The following is a 23976-nucleotide window of genomic DNA, read 5'->3' on the forward strand; positions in this document are numbered from 1 at the left end:
CGCGCTGAGGGGGCCGCGGGGCGACGATCGCGAACCTTCTCGGCGACTTTCTCAGCGCGCTGCGCTTCGTGTGTCGCCAGGCCCTAGCGACGCTTGAGTCGTTCGCACGCCACGGCCACGCCGAGGGCGCAGGCGCGCCGGTAGTCGGCCATCGCCTCCGCCTTCCGGCCCGTGCGCTCGTGGTAGATGGCGCGGGCTGCGCAGCCGGGGCCGCTCTTTTGGCCGCAGGCATGGTTGTAGAGTGCAAGCGTAAGCTCCGGGTCCTTTTCGGCGAGGAGGCCGTAGCCAACCTCAAAGACCGCTGCGAGCACGATGCATCCGAGGAGCTTGTCGGGCACCTCGGGCTTGCCCGCGATGGCGGCCGCGCAGGCTCGGTCGAAGGCGACGCGGGCCTTTGCCTCGTCGCGAACGAAGCCCTTGCCCGTGGCCTTGAGCTGAGCCACACGCGCGCAGGCCCATACGCTTGCCTGCGATTCGCCGAGGGCGCACGCGCGCTCGAAGAGCTCGGCGGCGGCCGTCACCGACTCGTCGCGCTGTTCGCCGATGAGGATGGCCGCGAGCGTGACGCACCCGACGGCGATGCCGACGTCGCAGGCGCGCTCCGCCAGGGGCTTCGCGCCGGCCCGATCGAGCGGCGTCCCCCTGCCCTCGGCCTTCGCGAGGGCGAGCTCCGAGCAGGCAGCGACGATCCCTTTGTCGCACGCGAAGGTGTGGTGCCGGACGGAGCGCTCCGGTTCGTAGAGCGCTTCGATGCCACCGCTGCCCGTGGCGCGGCCCATGGCCAAACACGCCTGCGGCTCACCGCCGTCGCAGGCCTTGCGAAAGAGCGTGATGGCGCGGGGCATGTCTTCCTCGACGCCGCGGCGATCCATGAGCGCGTGCCCCAGCGCGGTGCACGCCTGGAGATCGCCAAGGGTGCAGCCGCGCTCGAGGAGCTTCGCGGCTTTGGGCAGATCGGAGGGCGCATCCTTCCCCTCGGTGTGGACGCGCGCGAGCGTGGTGCATCCGTCGGCGGCGCCGGCCGTGCATGCGTGCGCCAAGAGCTCGACGAGACGCTTCGATTGCGCTGCCGTGCGCGGCGGCTTCAGGGTGAGCGCTTCGTCCATGCAAAGTTTCGCGTGCGCGTCATCGCACACGGCTGGGGCGCGGGGCACCGCCGGCGACGATGGGGGAGTCGCCACCACAGGAGCCCGGCCGCAGGACGCCGTGAGGACCAGCAGGACTACGCTTGGCAGGGCGCGAGCGACGAAGGCGAAGGAACGGGCGATCCGCACCGAGGTTCCGTACCACGCGAAGACGCCAGTTCGCGTAGATTTGAGGCGATGAGCGGCGCTCGAGGTCTACGCGCCATGGCGGGCGGGGCGAGCCTTGCGCTCGTCGCGTGCGGCTTCGACCTCGCGGGACTGGGCGTCATTTCGAGCGCGGGCGACGCCTCGCTCGATCCGTCGGCCGACTCGGGCGTGGGTTTCGACGCGGCGGTCGCGGACGGCTTGGCGCAGGATGTTGGCGCGCCCGAGGACGACGCGAACGAGCCTCGTGACGGAAGAGACGACGCGGCGTTCGAGGCAGGACTCGACGCGGGCTTCGACGCAGGCCCGAGTGTCGCGCTGCGCATCAACGTGAACGGCGCCGCGTTCACGGCGGCGAGCGGCGTCGCGCAAGGCGCGTGGACCGCCGACCCCGGCGCCGCTGGCGCGTGCGGTCCCAACGCCTTCTCGGTCGCCGCGGTGCACAACACGCTCGATGGCCCTCTCTACGTGGGTGAGGCTTTCGGCGACCCGCTCGTCTGCAACGTTGGCGCGGCTCTCCCGCAGGGCAGCTACGAGGTCACGCTCTTCTTCGCGGAGATCTACTACGGCGCCGGTTGCGCCGGGGGCGGCGGCAACAATTCGCGGGTCTTCGACATCTTCATCGAGGGGCAGAAGGTCGCGAACAACGTCGACGTCCACCAATTGTCAGGCGGATGTTTGGCCAACCCCGCGACAACCGCATCGCCCGTGGTGGCGACCTATCGGGTCGACATCCAAGACGGAACCTTGTCGATCTCGATGCCCGCATCGAAAGACAGCGCGAAGGTCTCCGCCATCAAGGTCGTCGGCCCGCTCTAGCCGCGCCCCGGCCGGCGCTGACCGCAGCGACGACGAAGCACCTCGGTCGCGCAACTGGGCCTGGTTTCAGAGAGGGAGCGCGAGTAGCGTGCGCCGGTCGAACGTGTGGAGGTCTCGGTGAAAAGGCTTGAAGGCAAGGTCGTTGTGGTCACCGGTGCTTCGCGAGGGGTCGGAAAGGCGTTGGCGCTCCGCTTTGGGCAGGAGGGCGCGAGCGTGGTCTTGGCGGCGAAGACGGTCGAGCCGAACCCCAAGCTTCCCGGCACCCTCGACGACGTGCGTCGCGAGGTCGAAGCGGCGGGCGGCAAGGCCTTCGTTCAGGCAACCGACGTCCGCGACGAAGCTCAGATCATCGAGCTGATGGAGAGGACGACGCGGGAGCTCGGCGGCATCGACGTGCTCGTCAACAACGCCGGAGCGCTCTACTGGGCGAACGTCGAGGACACGCCGGCAAAGCGCTTCGACCTCGTGGTTGGCGTCAACGTTCGGGCCTCGTTCTTGTGCGCGCATCACGCACTCTCGGGCATGAAGAAGCGCGGCGGCGGGTGCGTCATCAACATGTCGCCACCCATCACGCCCAACGTCACACCGGGCCACGTCGCGTACATGATCTCGAAGTTCGGCATGACGATGCTCACCGAAGGGCTCGCCGCCGAAGGCGAGAAGGACAACATCCGCGCCTACTCGGTGTGGCCCGTTACCATGGTCGAGAGCCAAGCGGTCATCGGCAATCACCTGGGAACGCCCGAGATGTGGCGCAAGCCGGAGATCCTCGTCGACGCGACGATGGCGCTCATCATGGGTGAGGGCGGCATCAAGAGCGGAAGCGCGCTCTACGATGAGGACGTGCTCAAGGCGATCGGCGTTTCGGACTTTTCACGCTACGCGTGCGTGCCGGGGACGACGCCGCCTTCGATACGGCTCGACGACGCGAAGGCCTATTGGCAGGCGGCGGGACGATAGCGGCGCGGCCTTCACTCGCCGCGCCGGCGGCGTCGCCACCTGCCACGGGGAGAGTGGCGACGAGCTTCTTGGGCGCCACCGCGCGGTAGCTCTCGTCGATAAAGGCGGCGAGGAGACCGAGCGGCGGCGTTTCGCCGGGCGCGAAGCGCGCCGTGACCCAACCGCTCTTGCCCAAGCCGTAGCCTGTGGGCTTTGCGAACGGGAGCGAGAGGGCGATGTCTTGGGTTTGCGCCAGCTTGGTGGTGAGCGAGAGGCCCTTGTCACTGAAATACATGAAGGCGAAGACCTTGCCTTTGACCTTCAGCGCGCGCTCGCCCCAGGGGAAGTCTTCGTGGCTCTCGGGGTAGCCGAGCGCGATCGCGCGGAGCGCCGACTCGGCGTGCGCCAGTGCCTTGGGCAGCTTTCCCTTGGGGCGAGCGGGAGCACCTTTGGCCCCGGACGCAGCGACGGCCTTTTTCGGTGACGGCTTCTTCTTGGCGGCCATGAGCGCAAGGTGCACGAGGGTTGCGGGGCGGTAAAGGCTCGCGGGTGGGCGGCGGGTGGATCGTTTGGAGCGCGTTTCTCCCTGCGCGCCGGTGAAGGCGTGACCTCCGGGCCTCACCGCCGTGGCCTCGCGTCGACAGGCGCCCGTCGCGTCGCGGCCGAGCGGCCACGCGACGAAGTCGGTCCCGCTTCCAGTCAGTGGCAGTGCCATGGGCAGGGGCCGACCCCTCTTCGGAAGTGGATTCTCTCCGCCGTGCTCGCGCCGAAAGGTCCCCGACCCACCTGCGAGCCGAATTTCACGCCCGCGCCCTGCGTGAGAGGCTCGCGCGCGACGACGACGCCCCCGCGCAAACCTGGTGGTGGATCGTGCGACCTGAGGAGTTCGTCGTCGCGAACGCGGAAGGGCTCGGCACGAGTTCTGCTCGAGCGCTGGCATGCGTCACACCCAACTCTTCCTCATGCTTGCCACGCTTGCCACTGCCGCCTGCTCGGCACCTCCCGCCGCCGAAGAGGAGGGCGACGACTCGTCCGCGCTCGAGAACGCATCCGCGGTCCAGGTCTTGACGGAGCTCTCCGACATCTGGGAAGAGACCACACTGCAACTTGGTGTCGACTCGGCCGACGCGGTCTGGTTCTCGAAGAACAAGGAGCTGCGCATCGCAGGCCCGTCGCGCTATGTCGACGCGGCGCGCGACGCGAGCGGGCTCTCGGGCCCGTGGTTCGCCGGCACCGAGGGCTTTGTTGTGCATCGAAGCGTCAGCGCGCTCTTGGGCGCTGGCGACCGCTCCGATTGGCTCGTCACCGTCGGACCGAACCCCAGGCAGCTCGCGCAAGGCCGCTACATGCATCCGGCGCTGGCCGTGGATGAGCGCGGCTCCGCGATCTTGGTCGCCCAGAGTATGGCGCGCGTCACCGACGCTCCGCTGGGCACTTCGTTCTTCGCCGTCGATCGGACGGGTGAGGTCCGCCGTCTCGCCGCGTTTCGAGACGACGTGGTGCCGCGGGTGAACGACGAGCGCATGAAGCGCCCCTGCGTCGCACGGAAGATCGTCGCCACCCGCTTCTCCTTCACGGCGTTGTTCTCTTGTGACTCCGGACTCGTCAGCGCGGTCGTGACGGTTCCGAACGACGGCGGTGAGCCAAAGCTCGCAGTTCCCTCTTCACTGCAGAGCCGGGTGACCGACATCGCGGCCGGTCCGGGCGACACGCTCTACCTGGCCGAGGTCTCGAGCGACGGCACTCGCTCGGCGGTGTATTCGATTGCCAACGGGAGTCGGACTGAGTGGGGCGCGGCACCGAATGCCCGCCTCGCGTACCGCGCTGGGAGCCTGTACGTGGGCGACGCGACCGGCAAGGTCACGCGCCGTGAGCCTGGTGCGGTGCGCGTGCTGGCCCAGCTCGGCGCGCCGGTCACCCAGCTGGAGCCGCTATCGAACGGCGTCGCGGTGCTCACCCAGAAGACGGGCCGGCCCGGCAGCGCGACGATCGTTCGTCTAGAGAACCGCTGAACGTGGGCCGATTCGCCGGCTCTGCTCCGGCGAGGAACCCAAAGCCCCCGGCTTTGCGCGCCCGGGTGGACTCGTTCCCGAGCGGCGGCGCCTAGCGCCGGCGCGACCGCCGTGCCACCCGGCGCAGCCAAGCCCCCGGCTTTGCGCGCCCGGGTGGACTCGAACCACCGACCAACGGCTTAGAAGGCACCGGACGTGGGAACGCACCGGAGTGCACTTGTGCACGGGAACCGCTAGATTCCTCGGGTGAAGTCGTCGCCGGAGCTGTATGTGCGGAGTGCACGCAAAGTGCACCGGAATGCACGAAAACGCACCGTGCACCAAAGATTTTTGGTGCGGAAAATCTGCGTGGTGCGTGCGTGATGCACGCATCCGACATCTTGCCGACGAAGGCAGGGGCAGCGCTCACCGTCTTGGCGTTCGCTGCGAACGCGCTTCATCGTGGTGACCTTGACGCGGCTCGTCGGCTCGTCGCTGCCACGCTCGACGTCTTGGACGACGAGGTGATTTCGTGACCGCAACGCGAGCCATTCGACGTCGACCGCGACACGAGAGGCTTTCAGCGCGACTCACCCAGCGCGAAGCCGCCCGCGCGGTTCTTGAGATGTTGGGCAAGGCCAACTCGAGGGCGATCCGTGCGGCCGGCGAAAACTCCCTCACGTCCGATGAGCTTCGCCGGTTTCGTGAGATTCTCCGAGACGTCCTCCTGCCTGGTCGTGAGCGGAAGCGCATGGTGAATGGCGAGGTGCAGGTGGAGATGGTCGAACACACTCCGGGCGAAACATGGCCCATCGACCTCGCGCTTTTCGTACTGGATCGCGATGTGGCGACGGCGCCCGGTCACGTCGTATCGATCACGGCCCGCGGCACTCGACACATGCCCGACTCACCGGCGCTCGCGGTCGAGCGCGGTGACTCGTCGCCGTTGCCGAAAGGCAGGGCAAGGCCGTCCCGAAGACGAGCAAGGGAGATCCTGCTCGGCCTGCTGGAAGCGATTGAGCGCGCAAGTCGCGACGCGGACGCGTTCAAGACTCTCGCATTGATCCTCATGGTCTTCCGCTTGGACTTCGCCGCCGGTGGCGACTTGACGAAGGCGCCGACAGGGCGAGCACGGGTCGCTTGGCTCGCGAAAAGGGTCGAGGACGCGACGCGCCGCCGCTGACTATGGCGGGAGTTCGGTACGGGGGACATTGCTCGGGAAAGTGCTCATGTGCAGCGCTCCCTCCAGGAAATTCTCCGTGAGCATCGACTGTCTGACTGCGCCGTCGAGGCGGCTCACGGGCATCACGCGGGTAGTCCTTCGGCGAATCCGGACCGGGAAGACGAAGCGGCCCTCGTGGCACGTGTGCGTGCGGCTAGCCACGCTCACCAACGAAACTACCGAGGAGGTCCTCGCCGCCGCCGCCGAGAGCCGGCGCCGGGCCCTGGCGGACCACCGCGAGGCCGTGTCGTGAGCGCGCCGGTCCGCGTTATCGACATGACCGACGAGCAGCTGTCGACGCTCGTGCAAAGGGCGGTTGCGGCCGCGCTGTCGGAGCGGCCTCGGCCGACGCCGTTCTTGTCCCTGTCCGAGTACGCCGTGAAGGAAGGCGTGAGCCGACGCCTCGTCGCGAAGTGGCGGGCCGAGGGGCTGCCCGTTGTGAGGTCGAGCGCCGGTCGGGTCCGCGTCGACGTCGAGCGAGCCGACGCGTGGGTGCGTGAACGCGTCGAGCGCAGGAGCCGGAGCGCGACCGAGTCCGCGATCGCTGCAGCGAGGAAGGCATGAGCGCGTCCCGCATGAGCCCTGGCAACGTCCGCGACGCACTCCACGCGCTCGATGGGCGGCGGATCACACTCGTCCGTCCTGATGGCTGTCGCTACACCGGGCGCGCGAGCGGCACGGAGATCTTGGGCGACCCCGCGACTGGCGTTCTAGTCGGGCCGGAGTGTGCGGTGCTCGTCGACGCGCGTGGCGAGCGGTGGAGCGTGCCGATCGACGACGTTGTGAGCATCTCGGGCGGAGGTGACGCGTGATCGCCGCCGTCTTCGCTCCGGCCACCGCCGCGGATGCCGCGCTTTCTGAAGCCAATTCGGCGCAGAGGCGCGGCAAGCGCGGCACCTCGCGTGCGCGTTCTCTCGACAAAGAGGCTGCGCCGTCGAGCAGCGTTGGTCGCTCGCCTTACTTGGTAACGTCCGCTGCCCCGCAGGCATCAGGGAAAGCAGAAAGTCAGTCTCCGAAGGTCGTAGCGATCGATTGGCAGCACGTCGTCTCCTTGATCCCGCCCGTCCCCATCGTCGCGAGTGCATCGCTCACGACGGACGAGCAGACGCCTGAGGCCATGCGGCTCGCCTGGGACGCGAGCGCTGACCACGCGCACTCGGCCGCTCTCTTCGAGGAGACCAACGCGGAGGGTGGACACGCCCATCTCCATGGGCCGCTGCTCTTCGCGACTGACGAGAGTGCCGCCCTTTTTGCGAAGGCGTGGCGAAGCGCGGCGGGCGGCTCGTCGGAATCGTGCGTGCTGAAGGAACTCGGCGGGCTCGCCGCGTTTCTGCGGACGGGCAATCAAGCGAGGCCGACCTGGGAGGCCGGCCGCGGGTTCGGAGAACATGCCGCCGCGGTTCTCCGATACGCGACCAAGAACCGCGGCGCGCTGGTCGTTGCGACGGGAGTCTTTGCCGCGCTTCTCACAACGCGGACGGAAACGCGGCGATGCGCATGCGGGTGCGGGCGGTCCCTGGAGCATCTTCGGCGTGATGCGCGCGCCTTCGACGGGGCGTGTCGTCGTCGCGTAGATCGCGCCCGCAAGGGGAAGGCGTTCGGCGCGCTTCCGGCGTCGACAACAAACAAGCGCGGCACCTGCGACCGCTGCTTTGGAGATCTTGGCGCGTGCGACTGCTCGACATTGGAAGACCGCCCCGCGCTCGACGCGCGTGGGTGTGGCGACGTCCCGCCCGTGGACGCACGGGGCGGTCTTCCGGTGCCGACAGAGGCGCAACAGAGCCAACTGGCGCTGATGCGGAGGACAGCAACCACGACGCTCGACGAAGGAAGACCGGCCCTCGGGCCGGGAAACCAGGGCATGGCGACCAGCACGGGAGCCGGTCTTCCTTCGTCGAGCACCGACCTCGATCGACACCAAACCGAACGGGAGAAGCAACCATGACCATCCGCAGAGAAGAACCGAGCAAGGCACGCTGGAAGGGACCCGAGACCGCGCCCGGCCCCGACTCGATCCCCATCGACCCCAACACGGGACTCCCCGTGACGGCTCGCGGCGCCACCACCCCGTACCGCGACGACGTCGTAACCGAGACGAAGACGCAGACCGCGAACGCGCAGAGCCAGCGCGTCGAGGTCTTCGCCAACATCCGCACGAAAGCCTGAGGAACCGCAGTGCCCCGCGTTTGCACCATCTGCACCCACTTCGACCGCGAAGCCATCGACGCGGCAATCGCGGACCGCCGCGGTTCGATGCGCGCCATAGCGCGGAGCACGACGTTTCCGAGGATGCGCTCCGCAGGCACCGCGACGACCACCTTGGCGACGTCCTGGCATCGGCGAAGGCGGCGGAGTCCGTGCGCGCCGACGACGTGGTTTCTCCGGGTAATCCGACTCGCCAATACCGCGGAAGCGATCTTGGTCCGGGCCGAGGAGAAGGACGATGACGAGCTCCGACTGAAGGCGCTTCGTGAGGCCCGCCCGACGGTCGCATTGCTAGCGAGGCTGGCCGGCCGCCTCCAATCCGGCTTCACGACGAACGTGATGGTCAACGCCCCTGGCGGAGCCGTCCAAGTCGTGCAGTCGAACACGCCGCAGACGCGCTTGGAGCTTGAACGGGACATCCGCCTTGCTCAAGCGAGGCTCGCGGAGATGGTCGCGGCCGAGGCGCCGGCCCTTCCGGCTGCGGTCGAGACGAACGGGGGCGCCGATGGGGCTGCTTAGTCGTTGGTTGACGCCGCTCGCCGTACGCGACCCCGTTGTGTTCGCAGCGCAGACGATGCGCGACGCGTCGACCGGATCGCCCGTTCGCCTGGAGCCGTTTCACGAGCGCATCATCCGATCGCGACGTCACCCCGCGCCGCAATCGAACTTCCCCGAGCACGGCAAGACCTCGTGCGTAGCGCCGACCGTGAGCTGGCTGCTCGCTCGCAACCCGCGCCTGACGGTCGCCATGGTCAGCAACACCATCGGGCAGGCGACGCGGCAGGCTAGTCCGGTGCAACGGTCGATAGGGTCACCGGACGCGCAGAGGATCTTCCGCATCCGCCCCCATTCGACGCAGTGGACACAGCTCGCGTTCTCCGTGGCTGCAAAACCCGGTGACGTCGCCGACCCCAACGTTCAAGTGGCCAGCCTCGACGGCTCGGGACTTCTCGGCGCGCGCATCGGGCTGATCGTGCTCGACGACCTCGACAGTCTTGCCACGACCGCGACGCCGCACGCGCGTGACGCCACGTGGCGTTGGGTAACCAGCACCATCTTGAGTCGCTTGGCGCCGGGCGGACGCGTGATCTTCCTCTCGACCTCGTGGCACCGCGCCGACGCCATGCACCGGTTCATTGACCTCGGGGGCGTCGACCACGTCCGCATCCCGATCCAAGACACGAAGGGCAACCCGACATGGGCGGCGCGCTGGCCGCCCGACCGAATCGCCTCCCGGCGCCGCGAGCTTGGGCCGCGCCTCGCTCGCCGCGTGCTCGACTGCGTCGCCGCTGCAGACGACGGCTGCATCTTCGACCCGACGCACGTGCAGGCAATGATCACGAACGGTCTCGCGCTCCCGACGACGCACTACGTTCGGCCGACCGGGCGCTACGTGCTCGGCGTCGACGTCGGGTTCAGCACGAACGCGGGAGCAGATCGATCTGCGCTCGTCGTCGTCCGGTGCTGCGACGACGGCGTGCGCGAAGTCGTGCACGTGCGCACCGGACGTTGGAACTTCGACCAGCTTGTCGCCTGCGTGGTCGAGACCGCGCAAGCGTTCGGCGCCGTTGCCGCTGTCGAGAGCAACGCCGGGGGCAACTTCGTCTATCAGGCCGTGCGGAAACAGGTCGCCGCGACCGCGCTGCATACGAGTCAATCGTCGAAGATCGCGCGGGTCGAGTTCCTGGCCGCTGAGCTGGCCGCCGCGCGCTGGCGGTTCCGCCCTCACGACCGGGAGCTGACTCCGGAGATGCGCGCGCTGGCGGACGGGCTCACCGCGTTCTCGCCCGACGAGCACACGCCCGACGAGGTCGCGGCGCTGCTCGTCGCGGTGGAGCAGATCCGAGACCGCGAGAACAAGCCACGTGCGCAGTTCGGTCACCTCGACCTGCACCGCGCGCGCGGCCTTTGAACACGACACGAGGAAGGACGGACCAACATGGGCAACCACAATCAGAACAGATCTCACACGGACCGAATGAGCAAGGCGCTCGCAAAGGCGCAGCGCGAGGCGAAGGAAGCGAAGGAGGCGGCCGAACAGGCACGGCTCGAATGCAACGCGACCAACGCTGCGATCCAGGCCTCAATCGGCGTTGAACACATCCCAACGGTCGTCAAAGGCGTGACGGACGCCTATGCGGACGCGCGCGCGACCAACACGCCGTTCAACTACGTGCACGCGCTGTCGACCGCGATCAGCAAAGTGCGCACGACGGCCATGACGCCGCCGAGTCCGCGCGGCACTCCCGGGGGACTCTCGGCCCGGACGGCGATGACGCCTCAGCAGATTCAGGAGGACCGCGAGCGCTATCGGGCTCGGCTCCGCCAGCTCGGAATCCTGGACCCCGCCGTGCACTCCGTGCCGGGCGATGTCGGGCAGGGAAGCTTCGGCTTCGGGCCCTCGGGCAGCAAGTGAGCCGGGGTGAGCGCCGCCCCATACGCCTCTGTCCGGTCTGTGGCCGCGCTGTCTTCCTCTCGACGGTCCGCGCCCACGTCGGGTCGGCGGACTGCCTCGTGGGCCTCCACGTGCGGCGCCAGGGCCGCCCATTCGACCCAGACGTCGGCCCTGTCGTCCTCGACCTCGCGGGCAGCTATCGCGGCTGCTCGCCCTTGCGGACTGACTTCCGATCGATCGGGCGGGCTGAACACCCAGACCAACGTCTGGGTGTTTGATGGGTGTTCAGTGTGAACGCTGAATCACTAATCTACTTACCCAAATCGGGTAAGAACACCTTGCACACCAATTGGGTTGTCATGGGGTGGTCACAATGGCCCGAAAGACCAAGATGACGAAGACCGCGGCCAAGCCGGCTGCGGTGATTCTCTTGCGCGTCAGCACCGACGGCCAGGCGCGCGACGGGATCAGCCTCGACGCTAAGGAGTCGAAGTGCCGCGCCCACTGCGAGCGACTGGGCTTGCCGGTTGCGGCTGTCTTCCGCGACGCGGGGGTCAGCGGCCGGGACACCGTCGAGAACCGGCCGGGCCTTCGCGCCACGATCGAGTTTGCGACCGTGACCCCGGGCGCCGTAGTCGTCGTCTACTCGATCTCACGTCTGGCTCGCCGACAGCGAATGCTCTGGAACCTGCTCGACGACCGCGAGGGCTACGGACTCTCGGTGAGCAGCGCGACGGAGAGTTTCGACACGAGCACGCCGACCGGCAGAGCGATGCTCGGAATGATCGCGACCTTCGCAGCATTGGAAGCGGACGCGATCAGCGAGCGCACTCGCGACGCGCTCGCCGAAGTCAAAGCCCAAGGCCGGAAGCTGGGCGCGAAGTCGATGGTGGAGCTTGGCGCCGTCGAGAGCGTGCGGCTCGCCAAAGCGTTGTACGAGTCCGGTGCGTTCACCCATCGCAGCTTGGCCGACGAGTTGAACAGGCGCGGCGTGGCGACCGCGAAGGGCGGCAAGTGGTGGCCGAAGACCGTGCGAAGCGCGCTCAACCAGGAGCTTCCTCGATGATGGCGGAGCGAGTGGCGATCACTTTTTCCGGGAAACCTGGCCCGGTTCGCCCAAGACTCCTCCTGCACGCAGGAGGAACCCGTGACCCATCCAACGCCAGTCCAATGCCCGCACTGCCGCGCGACCTTGACCGAAGCGGAGGTGAACGACCTCCACGGCGCAGTGCTGCAACGCCTGATCGACTCGATCAACAACGACCGGAGCCTCGAAAAGTCGCTCCGCGAAGCGGCCGAGCACCTCGACAAGCTGGAAAAGGAGCTGCGCAGACGACCTTCCCGGGCTGGGTCGGATCTCGGAGGTAGCGTGAACTCAAACCTTGAAACGTGCGTTGGATGGGATCGGTATGTACATCTTCGTGTTGGTCTGAAGCCGTCCGCGAACCACGATGCACCACTCCGTGTCCGTTCGCTGACCGACAGATTCAATGTCCTCGAGAGGGATTCGCGCGGTGAACGTCTTGGCGTCGCTCTGCGATGGGTAGCACTGGCAAGCGAGATTGTTGCGGTCCTCGTCCACGGTGAAGTCGGCGACCGAGATCATCTGAAGTCCGTCGGTGCCGCCGTTGCTCGGGTTCTTGAAGAGGACGCGGCACCGCGGGAGCTGCCACGAGGGGGTTGGGCACGACGGAATCGCCGCGAGGAGCACGACAGTTCGGCGATATCTCGGCTCGAAAAACATCGGCAGCTCCTCCGGCCTCAGATATCGCGTGTCCGTCAGCGTTCGAAACGGAAAGACGTAAGGCGCATTCGCCTTTGGTCGCGTCATTCGCGACGACACCGACCGGTTGACCAAAGAAGGGGGACACGTTCACGGCGAGCACACGTTGATCCTCGCCGACGGCGATAACGTCGATGTCGACGGTCGGACTCGGACGGCATCGATCGCGGACGGCGTTGCTCACGGCGTTCTTGACGCCTGCGGCGTAACTCTCCGTCAACGGCTTGAGGACTCCTACGCGGCCGTCGCCGCGTTCCTCAAAGCCAATGAGAATCGTTCCGCCGAAGCGGTTTGCGAAGGCCGCGACGTCCTTAGCCTGCTCGAAGGTTGGCTTTGGGCTGCTGGTCGCCTTGAAGTCGAGCGTCGAGCGCTCGTAAGCGCTGTCGGCCGCCGGCAGGTGGGCGGCCGTGGTTATCGGAGCGAATCGCGGCACGCCATCAGGGTACCGTCGCGGAACGGTGATCTCCAAGCGGGTGCTTTTCCGTACGATGTCTGCGGAGGGACCGACGGATGCCGAACCACCTAAAGGACAGCGACGTGAGGTGGGCGCTGCGCCATCTGAATGAGTTCGGCGACACCGACCTTTTCCCGCGCCCGTTCGAACTCGGGATCATGGCTGAGAACCAAGCGAAGGTCATTGCGCACGTCCGCGCGCTCGACCTGCCGCAGTACAAGTGGAGCGAGCCGCGTCGCGCACTTGTCCTAAAAGACGAGCTTGCGTTCCGTTCCGCCACCCAACTCGATCCGTTGGACGCGGTCGTCTTCGCTGCCCTGATCCGGCACGACTGCAAGCGCCTCGATGCCCGTCGTGGCGACGATCATGAATCGCGCGTGTTCAGCTACGGCGTCGAGCCTCGCGCCGACGGCCAGCTCTCTGGGAAAGATCGCTACCGGGAATTTTGGCAGCGGAACGCGGAACTCGCTGCCGAGCACGCTGTGGTGCTCACGACGGACATCTCGATTTCTACAATCAGATCTATCACCATACGATCGAGCAGGGCTGAGGACGCCGGCGTGTCCAGCGACGCGTTCCACGCGTACGTCAACTTGCTGAGGAAGAGCAGCGTGACCACGTCGCGCGGCATTCCGATCGGGCCCCATGGCGCGCACTTGCTTGCGGAGGTTGCCTTCGCCAGCTGGATGATCTCCTGGTGCAAGCGGGGTTTACGTTCACGCGGTTCGTCGATGACATCCACGTGTTTTGCGCCTCCAAGAAGGAAGCCCGGCTGGCCCTCTATCAGATGGTGCAGGTTCTCGATCTTGTAAAGCTGCAGCTGAATCGAAGGAAGACCAAGATTCGAACTGCGACTGAATTTCACGTGGCAACGGTGCTCGCTCTCGCCGACGAGCCCATCAATGCAGACGAGGGCGAGATCATTGCCGAACTCGATGACGCCGCGGAGGGCTATGCCTTCGTGCCGCGCCGGGTGATGACTCGGAGCTGATGGCGGCGCTCTCGCCGCCGCGCGTGATCGGCATCGTCGAGGACTACCTCGACGCCGATGACGTCGACTTCATTCGGCTGCGGCGATTCTTCCGACGGCTCACGCAAACGTGCGAGCCATCGCCGATCGACCTGATCGTGTCCCGCTTCGCGGAGCTGGCTCCGGCCGTTGCCGATGCCATCCGTTTCCTGCGCTACGCGCTGCCGTTCTACTTCGGAAACAAGGCTGCTCTCGGAGCGAAACTCCTCGACGTTCTCGAGGACCCGGTCATCGCGACCAATCCGTATCTTCGTTTGGTCGTGTTGAGCCTCTTCGCCAGCGTCGCCGGAATTGAACCACCTTACGAAGCTGTTCGAGATGTTCGACTCCTTCGACCCGATGGCACGTCGAGAGGTCATCCTCGCAGCGACGAATGCGGTCGCCGGCGCCTGGCTACGAAAATTCAAGTCGCTCGACAACCAAGACCCGTGGGGTCGACGGGCCGTGTTCCTCGCGTCGTCGACGTGGCCGGAGGACGAGCGCCAGCACTGGAAGAGGAGCTTGAAGGGGTCTTACGGGTTCTTGGACCAGCTGATTCTCGACAGCCTCCCGACCAAGAACGCGGCGAAGGTTGCGAAGCGCCGGATCGCGAAGCGGCCGAAGCGGATGGGAGTCAGCTGAGATGCCCATCCAGATCAACCGGCAGATCGTCGCGCGCTCACGTCGAGGCGACCCGGGCCGAGACCGAGGGGCGAGACGCTGGACTCGAAAACGTACGATCCGAAGAACTGGCCGGAAGCTGCGAAGGACATGGCAGCGTTCGCGAATCATCTTGGCGGCGTCATCCTCTTGGGCGCCGACGAGGACGCCCAGGGCTCGCCAATGCTTCTGGGCCTGCCGCCGGAAATTGTTACCGTCTTGAGCGAGACGTTCTACGACGCCGCCCTGAAGCGGTGTCGGCCGAGCACCCTCATCTCCTGCGCACGGATCCCATGGGACTGCGCGCGCGAGATGCTCGCCGTGAACGTTCAGGCCTACGCGGGCGGCATCGTTGGCGCCCAGTTCGGCACGCAGAACAAGAACGGCAAGTGGGACGGCGCGAACGCGTGGCGTTTCCTGAGACGAGTTGGAAAGACAACGTCGACCTTCCGCTGGAGCAAGCGACCTGCACATGTCCGCGCACGCGACGAGTCGCCATCCTGCTATCGCAGATCTGATCCGGACCAAGCGGATCAAACTCGGCGTCGGCGACCCCACGTACATCCCGGACGCCGCGAAGCTTGGTGATTTCTCGATCGAGGAGAACACGGTTCGCGTGACGCTCGTCGGCGCGCAGCCGTTCGGCGCAACCGTGCACGCGGTCCCGTTCGAGGACATCGGAGCCGTGTGGAAGGACGTGGACGGAACTTGGTGCGTTCACGTCGCTGGGAAGTTCGAGCACATCATCTTCCGCGATAACAGCCATCGTGTGCTCTACCGGTCGCGCGCGGCGGTGCAGCCGTGTCCGACATTCCCTACACCGTCTTCGACCGCGAAGACGGTCGCGTCGATAAGTACAAGCGCAGCTGGGGCTGGCGACAGAAGCGCATCCCGCCCGAGCATGCGAAGACCGCCCGCGACGCAGACCGGTGGGCGGACGCGTTCGTCGCTGAGATCGCGCGCATGCACGCCGCGCCGGGAACGTGTCCGACGATTCGCCAGCGCGCCGAAGACTGGCTGAAGCTCCGCGATGCGGACCCGAAGCTGTCGAAGTCGATCCGCTCGCAGAACGCATCGAACATGCGGCTTCACATCCTGCACTATCCAGAGATCGCGGACGTGCCCGTTGACCAACTCGGCGTCGGTGCGCTGCGCACGTGGCTCCGCAAGGTCCGCGACAGCGGCAAAGTGATCGTGACGTGGAAGGGCGGCGACGACGGCAAACGCGTCGCCACGCGCAAGCGCACGGGCGAGCCGCTCGCGCCCTATTCGACGCGCAACGTCTGCAACACGCTGTCCGCGTTCTTCGAAGACGCGCTCGCCGAAGAAGTGGCTCGTCGGCGTCCCGAGCAACCCGATGCATCACCCGGGAGGTGCGGCGCAAGATCCGGGTACGACGCTGGCGAGCGCCGGGACCGTCGTTCACCTCTCGCGCTCCGAGGCTCTCGCGCTCCTTGCGTGCGACACCGTGCCGGAGCAACGTCGCATCCGCTACCTGGTAGCGCTCACGAGCGGCATGCGCGACGGGGAGCTTGCTGGCCTGGTGTGGAGCGACGTCGACCTGGACGCGGCGACGGTGCGTGTCACGAAAGCGCTCGCGACGAAGGGCGAGGACGGTTGGGCCACTCCGAGCCGCACGAAGACGGATGCAAGTCGGCGCGTGCTGCCGCTCCACGTCGACGCGGTCGCAGCGCTAACCGCGTGGAAGGAACGCGGGTGGTCGCGGCACACGGGACAGCCGCGTGTCGACGGCGCGCCGGTCTTCCCCAACGAACATGGCGAGGCGCACCGGCCCGCAAGCGCGAAGCTCCTTCGAGCCGACCTCGAAGCGGCCGGCCTGTCGTCGCAGTACCAAGGCGAGCACGACTTCGACTTCCACGCGCTGCGCCGGACGTTCTACACGTGGCTGCGGGCCGAGGGCGCGGAGCGCGATACTGTCGAGATGCTCATGGGCCACGCCGGCGGCAGCGTCGGCGAACGCCACTACGGCGCGAAGGACATCGAGCGCATGCGTCGCGTCGTCGCATTGATCGTTCTGCACGCGACGCCGCCCGCTCCGACTCCGCTGGTGCCGAGTCCGCCGCCCGCGCCGACGCAGACCCTTGGTGCAAACCTTGGTGCGGCCGTCGCGGTCGCTCGCGCGCGGAAAGTTCTAACTCTCCGACATCATGGGGCGCGCCCGGGTGGACTCGAACCACCGACCAACGGCTTAGAAGGCCGTCGCTCTATCCAGCTGAGCTACGGGCGCGTGACCACGCTCGTATCACGGCACCGGGGCACCGACCAAGGGTCTCCCGCGTGCGCGCCCACCTGCACGTCGGTCGAACCAAGGGCACGGAAACGTGCTTCGCCCTCACTCCTCCACGCTCGCATACGTCAGCGGGCCGGCGCCGTGGTCCACGAGCTTCGCCTCGTACCAGGGGCGACGACGCACGCCGTAGAGCCCCGCGGTGCCCACCGCGAAGACCAAGCCGAAGATCCCCACCGTGAGGTTCACGCCAGCGGCCTTGCCCGCTTGCCGGAAGACGCCGCCCGGGTCGACGATGGCGACGACGTCGCCCTTCTTGATCTTCGAGCAGTAGCGCAGCTCGACCTGATCGGTGAACGTGTCGCCGGCGTTCGGCTCTAGCGTGAGCTCGCAGCGCGGATTCTTCCCCGAGAGACGCTTCACCTCGACGGCGACGGCCGTGGACGGCCTCCCCGCCCAGCGGCACGCGTGATAGCTGAGGTCCAAGAGCCCCAAGAAGAGAGCGAGTCCGAGGAAGGCCTTGCCCCGCGAAGCGGTGTGTCGCACTCTCCGCGCGGAACCGCTCGCCCAAGGGTTCGGTGGAGAGGAGCATCCGGCCCTTGGATGGCGCACGAAGCACGAGCTCCGCCGGCGCATCGCGATAGGCACCTGCGTCCGACCGGCCAACGGAGATCAGGTCGCCAACAACCCAGACGCGCTCGCCGTCCACGATGCGCGCGTGGCGTGTGCGCCGCGCGGGCCGCTTGCCGTGGACCGTCGTATGGTCGAGGCGATCGACGAGCAGCGCCTCTTCGTTCGGCTCGACGCGAATCTTCTGGCCGCGGTCGTCGACCAAGACAAAGGGCGCCACGGCGGTCTTGCGGCTCACCTCCGTCCACGTGTGACTGACGACCCTGTCGCCATCCTTGGACCGTTGCTCCTTGCCCTCCTGCATGATGGAGACCGTCATGGCCTCCTTCACATCGGGCGCGAGCTCAACGACGCCGTGTGCGACCACGCCCGGCCCCGGGACCAGTGGCTCGGAGGTGCTGCGCACCGAGGCATCGGCGAGCGCTGCGCGAGCGGCGTTCCGGCGCGCACGAGTTATCGCGACAGTGGCGAAGAGGAGCGGCAACGCAACGTGCAACGCGAGCACGATGACGTCCGCCGCCGTACCGCTCACGCGCGAGTAAGGTTCGACGACGACCGGCTCGAAGGAGACCATCCCGGCAGCCTACGCTACGGCCAAGGAAGAGGGTGCCTGGCAGGCCCGTCGAACGCACTCACGAACTCGCGCCAGCGCACCTCACGCGCTCAGCCGGTACACCATCTCGCCATTGACCATCGTCACCTCGATGACCATCGGAGGCTCGGGCGGGTAGATGCGCGCTTCCCACGCCTTCCGCGCCTCGCTCTCGTGCTGCATGAACGTCGTCCGCTCGCTGACGCGGACCATGCGCTCCTCTCGGGAGGTCACTTCAGTCGGGCGGGCGGCGTGGACGGCGTTCATCGTGTTCATCGGGAGCTCCTTGGCTTGGGTCACCGCGTCGGCGACGAAGTCCTCTTTGCAGCCGCTGGGCCAAGAAAGATCCAGCGTCAATGCGCCCTTTTGTTGCGCCTCGCCGGCGCATGCCGACCCGGCGACGTCCGAGTTGGACCGTGGGCGTACAGGGCTTCGCTGGGGTCGGGCAACCGCTCGCCAAGCGGTGCGGCAGGTCCTTGCCGGATCGGCCCCGCCGGGCGGCGGGGCAGGCCGGCGACCTCAGAGCTTGCGAACGAACACGAAGGCCGCCAGGCACATCTCGTCGAGCGTCGATTCGCCGAGGCGCACAGCCTGAGGCACCGTCAGCGACTGTTCACGCAGGCCGCGAACGAGCTTGGGGTTGCCGAGCGTGTTGTCGTACGTGCAGCGCACGAGCAGCTCGTCGCCGGGCCGGACCTTTGGCAATAAGTCGAGCGGCGCGTCGTACTGGTAACCGCGCTGCCAATCAAAGTCCCACTTCGGCACGTGCAAGAGGCACTCGTCGACCTCTTCGCCGGCGGCCGGCGAGACTCTCTTCACGCTCACGCGCTCGTCGACCCCGACGAAGTGCATGTGCGCGCCGACGTTGAGGACGCCAAGCTCGCCGACGTCGAGGCCCCGAACCTTTTCAGGTACGCGAAACGACATCGTCTCGGTATGGCCCTTCGCTTCTGCGGGAATGAGAAACTCGGGCGCCGTTGGGGGATCGTTGGGACCCGACATCAAGCCGCCCACGAGCCCGCCGCCGATGTCGCCCACGGGCTTTTCGAAATTTCCAATCAATCGCGACACCACCACGTACGCCGGCGGCGTGTCGGAGAGGCGAACCTGAAACGCCGTCGCGTCCGGCGCCGGCGAGGCGTTCGCGTGCGGGTGGTAGTGAACCTGCATAATGAAGCGCGTCCCCTTGGCCAGCGGCAGCGCCACCCCCGCGGGATATTCGATGGGGAGCGCGCCCGGTGCCCAAGCGGCGACGAGCGACGCGCCGTTGACCCGCGGACCACCGAAACATTCGTATTCGTCGGCAGGGACGGCGTCGGTCTCGGCGATGGCGAAGGCCAACGCGTGGTGCACGACGGAAGCGTTGCCCGGCACGAAGTGGACCCCCGTCAGGTAGCGATTCTCCGTGATGCCGGGGTCGAGCACGAAGCAGCGCAGCTCGTCGCGCTCCTTCGTGAGATCGAGCGCGTGGGGCGCCTTTGGCGCCAAGGACAGAGCCCCTTCGAGGCCGACCGCTGGCGGTACTGCGGCGGGCAACACTCCGGTGCCCTCCTTCGTGCCGGTCTCCGCCCAGCGCCGCAGCAACGCGACCTGACCCTCCGACAAGCGCGGATCGTCTTTGAAGGGATGTTTCGGTTTGCACTCGTCCGTCGTCTTTGCCCCCCAAGGCGGCATGAGCCCCGAAGCCGTGGCGGCGGCGATGCGCGCCGCCATGGGGGCCGCGTCGCGGTACGTGACGAGCGGGAACGGAGCGATGCCACCCGGCGCGTGGCAACCTTGGCAACGCGCGCGGAGGATCGGCGCGACGTCGCGGACGAAGGTGACCTCGCCTTCGGACGCTCCCTTAGCAACGGGCTGCGCGTCGGAGTAGCAAGCCGCGAGGACAACGAGCGGCGCAACGCCGGCCAGCCATTTCATGCGCCTCTCAGTGTGCGTCGTTTCGAGGCGCCGCGCCCCTACTTTTGCGTTAGGTCGCATGGTCGACCCCGGCGGTTCATGCGAGAGTGGAGGCGTGCGAAGGAGTTGGGTCTTCGGCTTGCTTTCGTTGGCGTTCGCGTCAGCCCCGGCGTGCGGCGCACGAACGGCTCTCACCGAGCCAGAAGCACTACCGGCCAACGACGCTTCTTCGATTCGGCCCGACGCGCGCAGCGACGGCCGCGCCGATGCGGCGACGGCTGACGCGCTCCCTGGCCTCGACGGAGCAAGGCGCGACGGCTCCATCGTCTGCGCCGACGCGGGCACCACGTTCGTTTACATGATTTCCGGTGACCGAGAGCTCTTCACGTTTTTCCCTCCCACGCGCGAGGTCCGAAAGGTCGGAGACATCGCGTGCCCGGGAACGACTTCGTTCCCCGTCTCGATGGCCGTCGACCGCAACGGGTTGGCGTACACGTTCTTCGAAGACGGCACGCTCTGGCGCCTCTTCACCGGCAACGCTCAATGCTCTGCGACGAGCTACGCGCCTCATCAGCTCGGCGTCGATCCGCGGGGCATGGGCTACGTCGCCAATGGCCTCGAGGACGAACTCTTCGTGAGCGACTCAGAGCAAGGCTCGGAAGGCATCGGCACCATCGACACGAAAGCGATGAAGCTCTCGTGGATCGGCCGCTATTCGCCGCCCGTCGGCCGTTGCGAGCTGACGGGCACCGGCGACGGCCGCCTCTTCGCGTTCTGCCTCAACCGCACGTCGGGTTCGACCATCAACGAGATCGACAAGACGACGGGCACCATCATCGCGTCCGATGATCTCGTGGTCGGTCGCCCAACCAACGGCATGGCCTTCGCGGCGTGGGGCGGTGAGTTCTGGATCTTCACCGCGGGACCTTCGGAGTCGGCCATCACCGAATACGATCCGGTCACGAAGGTGGAAACGCCGATCGGGACGATCCCCGCAAACATCTACGGCGCTGGCGTGTCGCCCTGCGCGACGCGCTAGAGCCCAAGCCGCTCGGCCGACTCAGCCGGGCGCGACGGCCGTGGCCGGAAACCAGTGCTGCGCGCCATTCGACATGGCGCATAGGTAGTGACCGTTCTGCTCTTGCACGATCGTCGCGGGGTAGCGGTTGCCGTCGGGCGCCGCGACTTGAACCGGCGCGCCGGGCGAAAAGCCGCCATATTGCGGCTGCTGCGGCGGCGCTCCGTACTGTTGCTGCGGCGGCGGCGCTCCGTATTGCTGCTGCTGCGGCGGCGCTCCGTACTGTTGCTGCTGCGGCGGCGGCGGCGCTCCGTATTGTGCTTGCAGGTGGCGCTCCGTATTGTGCTTGCGGATCGTAGCCACCCAACTGGGGAGACGGAGCCCCCGCACCGGCCGCGAGTTGCGCGAGTTGGCCCGACGTCACCAGCGTAGGCACGCCTTCGAAGAAGGCCTTCGTGCCGGCGATCTGCTTGAACCACGGCGAGATGCGGAGCGTCTGCTTCTTGCCATCGGCAAGATGGAACGTCATCGAGCGGTTGTTGGCGAAGCCGCTCACGGTCACCTTCTGGATGGCGCGCGCATCGAGCTCCTCGACCCCCAAGTTCATGGGCTTCGGCCCGCCGGACCAGAAGCTCATCTTGGTCCGAACGAGAATGAGGCGGCGGTTGGTGAGCACGACGAAGTAGGCCTTCGTCATCAAGAACAAGAGCAGACCGCCGACGAGCAGGAGCTGCATCATGAGGCCCGGCTGACGGCGCATGTACGCGACGTGAAGGACCTGCTCTCCGGGTTGCAGGATCTGCGGGAGCTGGCTTTGGAGGTATTGGTCCTGGGGCGTCATGGTGGCGCCACGCTATGCGGCTCGTCGCCCAACGTCCATGAGCGCGGCGCTCCACCGCGCAGAGTGGCAGGAAGGAGAGCCGCCGGCCATTGCCGTCGGGGCCCCCACGCGCGCCTTGCGGGCCAGAGCGAGCCCTTCCGAAGCCATTCAAGAATTGCGGGGAGGATTCGTGGTTTTTCCGGTGCGGCAAGGCGCAGGCGCATTGGGCAGAGGCGCGCGCCGAGCTTGCGGGTGCCAAAATGCGTCGATTTCTGCGGTGTTACCCGATCAGGGTCGCGTAACCTGGTGACGCCATGAGGGATGCCTTCGACGACCTGGCCTCCCGTGAGCTTGGCGGCGCCGACAAGGAGCTTCTCGCGCTCGCGGTGAAGCTCGGCCTCGCCAGCGTCGACCCGAAGCGGCCAACATTTGCACCCTGCATGCTTTTGTGGCCGTCGAAGATCGTCATCTCGACGACCGGCAAGGCCATCCTCGAGTCGAAGCCTGTGGCCGAATGCGTCGCGTACCTACGCGAAGCGCTGAGCGCGACGCCCGACGTCACCGGCTACGCCATCGTGACCGACGCGCGTCAGGCGGCTTCACCAAGCACATCAGGCACATCAGCAGCCGCATCAGCAAGCGCGCGCCAAGCGGAACGCATCGACATCGAGCTCGGCTCTACAAGCGGGGGCTTCCGCGTCACGCAAGCTCATGACAACGGCGCCGCGGAAGGTGAGCCCAATGTCTACGACCTCTTCACGAGTCCGCTCTTGACGTTGCCTACGGCTGCCGAGCTCGAACTCGTTGGACAAGCCTTTATCGTGGCAGAAGATTTTCAGACGGTCGGAGAGCTGCCCATCGCCCTTTTGGCCGATGAGGAGCCACCGACGCTGCTGCACCTCGAGCAACCGGACGGACCGGTCGATGCGGCCGCGGCCCTCTACGCCCTCGCCGAACACGTCTACGAGAGCTACGACCCTTGCCTCTACTCGCTGGCGTACGCCGCCGGCCCCGACGGGCACGCCCGCACGCGCGTCGAGGTCGGCAACGACGCGCGCGCGTTCGTCTTCGAGCAGCGCGAAGGCGCGGGCGGAGACGACGTCACGCTCAAGCTGGTGGCCCGCTCGGCCTCGCTTTGGAAGAAGCTCGCGTCGCTTCGCAAGAGCGCTCGCCCCTGACGCTGACCGTGTGTGTGGTAGCGTGGCCACCCAGTGAGACTTTGGCCTGCGGCCACCTCCCTTCTTGTATTGGCGCCCTCGCTCGCCGCGTGTTTTCTCGTGGTGTCGCCACCGGAGTTCGGCGCCCAGTGCTCGCCGACGCCAGCGACCGACGAGTGCATCGCTTGCCTTGCTGCGCGATGCCAACCGCAGCTCGATCGCTGCTGCGGGGAACGGGACTGCGGCGGCGCCATCTTGGACATCGAGGCATGCGCAAGGAGCCACGACGCGCGCTCGTGTGGCGCGCTTCGCACGCGAAGCGTCTCCTCCGATGCCGATGAGGCGAAGCTCGCGAGCTGCGCCACCACCCAGTGCGGAGGGTTCTGCATCGAACGCGTTGGAGAGAGTCTCAGCGACTGCCGTGAGTCGCGATACGGGGCCACGACGTGCAGTTGCTCTGTCGGCGGCGCGACGACGGAGCTGATCTGCACCGAGCGGACGTACCCGGGAACGGTCTGCTGCAGCTCCCCCGGCTGGCCGGGCCCGTCGTTGTCTTGCCAGTGTCGGCCGCTCGCGTGCGCCCCCACGGCGGAGGGTTGCTCCTGCTTCCTGAACGAGTACGCCACGGCGGGGCAGGCCGCGTCTTGCGGCGGCGGAGCAGGCCTCACCTGTTGCGCCGTCGATGACGCGTGCAGTTGCCGGCCGCGCCCCTGCGCGCCGAACGAGCGAGAGGTCGAGCGATGCAGCATCGCCGACGTGGACTGCGCGCCGCCCCTCCTGCGCGTCGCCTCGTGCGCGGTGCGTAAGCTGTAGGCACGAGGACCGCACCAGGCGAACGGCCGCCTCGCT

General features: G+C 67.2%; 29 protein-coding genes, 1 tRNA gene and 1 pseudogene. 22 read left to right on the plus strand and 9 right to left on the minus strand.

Annotation, left to right across the window (positions count from 1 at the left end; all coding sequences use genetic code 11):
- Positions 1 to 83: 83 nt before the first annotated feature.
- Entirely contained in the window at positions 84 to 1106 is a 1023-nt protein-coding gene (locus IPG50_09440) for a sel1 repeat family protein (GenBank protein MBK6692413.1), read from the minus strand.
- 216 nt (positions 1107 to 1322) lie between these two features.
- On the opposite strand from IPG50_09440, the gene IPG50_09445 reads away from it, so the two are divergent.
- Both IPG50_09445 and IPG50_09450 read left to right on the plus strand, forming a co-directional pair.
- A complete protein-coding gene (locus IPG50_09445) occupies positions 1323 to 2108 on the plus strand; it encodes a hypothetical protein (GenBank protein ID MBK6692414.1) in 786 nt (261 codons plus the stop codon).
- Positions 2109 to 2225: 117 nt separating this feature from the next.
- Complete coding sequence (locus tag IPG50_09450) at positions 2226 to 3068, plus strand: SDR family oxidoreductase (GenBank protein MBK6692415.1); 843 nt, start codon at positions 2226 to 2228, stop codon at positions 3066 to 3068.
- Here IPG50_09450 and IPG50_09455 read toward each other — a convergent pair.
- Positions 2956 to 3552 (minus strand): MmcQ/YjbR family DNA-binding protein, encoded by a 597-nt coding sequence (locus IPG50_09455; protein ID MBK6692416.1) that lies wholly within the window; start codon positions 3550 to 3552, stop codon positions 2956 to 2958. The genes IPG50_09450 and IPG50_09455 overlap by 113 nt on opposite strands.
- Before the next feature lie 433 nt (positions 3553 to 3985).
- On the opposite strand from IPG50_09455, the gene IPG50_09460 reads away from it, so the two are divergent.
- From IPG50_09460 to IPG50_09510, 11 genes are all read left to right on the plus strand, one after another.
- Positions 3986 to 5059 (plus strand): hypothetical protein, encoded by a 1074-nt coding sequence (locus IPG50_09460; GenBank protein MBK6692417.1) that lies wholly within the window; start codon positions 3986 to 3988, stop codon positions 5057 to 5059.
- 362 nt (positions 5060 to 5421) lie between these two features.
- Positions 5422 to 5574: a hypothetical protein gene (locus tag IPG50_09465; GenBank protein ID MBK6692418.1), complete on the plus strand. Its 153-nt coding sequence runs from the start codon at positions 5422 to 5424 to the stop codon at positions 5572 to 5574.
- An 89-nt stretch (positions 5575 to 5663) separates the two neighbouring features.
- Positions 5664 to 6221, plus strand: coding sequence for a hypothetical protein (locus IPG50_09470; GenBank protein MBK6692419.1), 558 nt, complete (start codon positions 5664 to 5666; stop codon positions 6219 to 6221).
- 76 nt (positions 6222 to 6297) lie between these two features.
- Positions 6298 to 6513: a hypothetical protein gene (locus tag IPG50_09475; protein ID MBK6692420.1), complete on the plus strand. Its 216-nt coding sequence runs from the start codon at positions 6298 to 6300 to the stop codon at positions 6511 to 6513.
- The gene (locus tag IPG50_09480; GenBank protein MBK6692421.1) at positions 6510 to 6824 is read left to right on the plus strand and encodes a hypothetical protein; all 315 of its coding nucleotides are present in this window, start codon (positions 6510 to 6512) and stop codon (positions 6822 to 6824) included. The genes IPG50_09475 and IPG50_09480 overlap by 4 nt, the downstream gene beginning before the upstream one ends.
- Positions 6821 to 7072, plus strand: a complete 252-nt coding sequence (locus IPG50_09485) for a hypothetical protein (protein ID MBK6692422.1) — start codon at positions 6821 to 6823, stop codon at positions 7070 to 7072. Before IPG50_09480 ends, IPG50_09485 begins: the two co-directional genes overlap by 4 nt.
- A gap of 1129 nt (positions 7073 to 8201) precedes the next feature.
- Complete coding sequence (locus tag IPG50_09490; protein ID MBK6692423.1) at positions 8202 to 8426, plus strand: hypothetical protein; 225 nt, start codon at positions 8202 to 8204, stop codon at positions 8424 to 8426.
- Positions 8427 to 8678: 252 nt separating this feature from the next.
- On the plus strand, positions 8679 to 8984 hold the full coding sequence (locus IPG50_09495; protein MBK6692424.1) for a hypothetical protein: 306 nt from the start codon (positions 8679 to 8681) through the stop codon (positions 8982 to 8984).
- Positions 8971 to 10377: a hypothetical protein gene (locus tag IPG50_09500; GenBank protein MBK6692425.1), complete on the plus strand. Its 1407-nt coding sequence runs from the start codon at positions 8971 to 8973 to the stop codon at positions 10375 to 10377. Before IPG50_09495 ends, IPG50_09500 begins: the two co-directional genes overlap by 14 nt.
- A gap of 66 nt (positions 10378 to 10443) precedes the next feature.
- Positions 10444 to 10881: a hypothetical protein gene (locus IPG50_09505; GenBank protein MBK6692426.1), complete on the plus strand. Its 438-nt coding sequence runs from the start codon at positions 10444 to 10446 to the stop codon at positions 10879 to 10881.
- Positions 10882 to 11233: 352 nt separating this feature from the next.
- Complete coding sequence (locus IPG50_09510; GenBank protein MBK6692427.1) at positions 11234 to 11926, plus strand: recombinase family protein; 693 nt, start codon at positions 11234 to 11236, stop codon at positions 11924 to 11926.
- A 421-nt stretch (positions 11927 to 12347) separates the two neighbouring features.
- Here the strand turns inward: IPG50_09510 and IPG50_09515 are convergent, their stop codons facing one another.
- Complete coding sequence (locus IPG50_09515) at positions 12348 to 13076, minus strand: ATP-binding protein (GenBank protein ID MBK6692428.1); 729 nt, start codon at positions 13074 to 13076, stop codon at positions 12348 to 12350.
- 104 nt (positions 13077 to 13180) lie between these two features.
- Between IPG50_09515 and IPG50_09520 the strand changes: the two genes are divergently transcribed.
- Both IPG50_09520 and IPG50_09525 read left to right on the plus strand, forming a co-directional pair.
- Positions 13181 to 13909 carry a hypothetical protein gene (locus IPG50_09520; protein MBK6692429.1) on the plus strand — a complete coding sequence of 243 codons (729 nt, stop codon included), beginning with the start codon at positions 13181 to 13183 and terminating at the stop codon, positions 13907 to 13909.
- A complete protein-coding gene (locus tag IPG50_09525; protein ID MBK6692430.1) occupies positions 13795 to 14088 on the plus strand; it encodes a hypothetical protein in 294 nt (97 codons plus the stop codon). The genes IPG50_09520 and IPG50_09525 overlap by 115 nt, the downstream gene beginning before the upstream one ends.
- Here IPG50_09525 and IPG50_09530 read toward each other — a convergent pair.
- Entirely contained in the window at positions 14049 to 14486 is a 438-nt protein-coding gene (locus IPG50_09530) for a hypothetical protein (GenBank protein ID MBK6692431.1), read from the minus strand. The genes IPG50_09525 and IPG50_09530 overlap by 40 nt on opposite strands.
- Here IPG50_09530 and IPG50_09535 point away from each other — a divergent pair.
- From IPG50_09535 to IPG50_09545, 3 genes and pseudogenes are all read left to right on the plus strand, one after another.
- A complete protein-coding gene (locus IPG50_09535) occupies positions 14467 to 14748 on the plus strand; it encodes a hypothetical protein (protein MBK6692432.1) in 282 nt (93 codons plus the stop codon). The two genes, IPG50_09530 and IPG50_09535, sit on opposite strands and share 20 nt — an antisense overlap.
- A 129-nt stretch (positions 14749 to 14877) precedes the next feature.
- Positions 14878 to 15354 carry a hypothetical protein gene (locus IPG50_09540; protein MBK6692433.1) on the plus strand — a complete coding sequence of 159 codons (477 nt, stop codon included), beginning with the start codon at positions 14878 to 14880 and terminating at the stop codon, positions 15352 to 15354.
- Between the two features lie 769 nt (positions 15355 to 16123).
- Positions 16124 to 16741: pseudogene (locus IPG50_09545) on the plus strand (tyrosine-type recombinase/integrase).
- A gap of 199 nt (positions 16742 to 16940) precedes the next feature.
- Here the strand turns inward: IPG50_09545 and IPG50_09550 are convergent.
- The 4 genes from IPG50_09550 to IPG50_09565 form a co-directional block, all read right to left on the minus strand.
- Positions 16941 to 17014 (minus strand) — tRNA-Arg (locus tag IPG50_09550).
- 105 nt (positions 17015 to 17119) lie between these two features.
- Positions 17120 to 17560, minus strand: coding sequence for a hypothetical protein (locus tag IPG50_09555; GenBank protein ID MBK6692434.1), 441 nt, complete (start codon positions 17558 to 17560; stop codon positions 17120 to 17122).
- A 739-nt stretch (positions 17561 to 18299) separates the two neighbouring features.
- A complete protein-coding gene (locus IPG50_09560; protein ID MBK6692435.1) occupies positions 18300 to 18593 on the minus strand; it encodes a hypothetical protein in 294 nt (97 codons plus the stop codon).
- Between the two features lie 162 nt (positions 18594 to 18755).
- Complete coding sequence (locus IPG50_09565) at positions 18756 to 20153, minus strand: hypothetical protein (protein ID MBK6692436.1); 1398 nt, start codon at positions 20151 to 20153, stop codon at positions 18756 to 18758.
- A gap of 94 nt (positions 20154 to 20247) precedes the next feature.
- On the opposite strand from IPG50_09565, the gene IPG50_09570 reads away from it, so the two are divergent.
- Positions 20248 to 21171 (plus strand): hypothetical protein, encoded by a 924-nt coding sequence (locus IPG50_09570; GenBank protein ID MBK6692437.1) that lies wholly within the window; start codon positions 20248 to 20250, stop codon positions 21169 to 21171.
- Positions 21172 to 21192: 21 nt separating this feature from the next.
- On the opposite strand, the gene IPG50_09575 is transcribed toward IPG50_09570, so the two are convergent.
- A complete protein-coding gene (locus tag IPG50_09575) occupies positions 21193 to 21513 on the minus strand; it encodes a hypothetical protein (protein ID MBK6692438.1) in 321 nt (106 codons plus the stop codon).
- A 92-nt stretch (positions 21514 to 21605) separates the two neighbouring features.
- On the opposite strand from IPG50_09575, the gene IPG50_09580 reads away from it, so the two are divergent.
- The 3 genes from IPG50_09580 (at position 21606) to IPG50_09590 (ending at position 23940) form a co-directional block, all read left to right on the plus strand.
- On the plus strand, positions 21606 to 21836 hold the full coding sequence (locus tag IPG50_09580) for a hypothetical protein (GenBank protein MBK6692439.1): 231 nt from the start codon (positions 21606 to 21608) through the stop codon (positions 21834 to 21836).
- A 448-nt stretch (positions 21837 to 22284) separates the two neighbouring features.
- Complete coding sequence (locus IPG50_09585) at positions 22285 to 23148, plus strand: hypothetical protein (protein ID MBK6692440.1); 864 nt, start codon at positions 22285 to 22287, stop codon at positions 23146 to 23148.
- Positions 23149 to 23181: 33 nt separating this feature from the next.
- Positions 23182 to 23940 (plus strand): hypothetical protein, encoded by a 759-nt coding sequence (locus IPG50_09590; protein ID MBK6692441.1) that lies wholly within the window; start codon positions 23182 to 23184, stop codon positions 23938 to 23940.
- The last annotated feature ends 36 nt before the right edge of the window (positions 23941 to 23976 follow it).

The organism is Myxococcales bacterium (assembly GCA_016703425.1).
In the GTDB taxonomy this organism is placed as follows: domain Bacteria; phylum Myxococcota_A; class Polyangia; order Polyangiales; family Polyangiaceae; genus JADJCA01.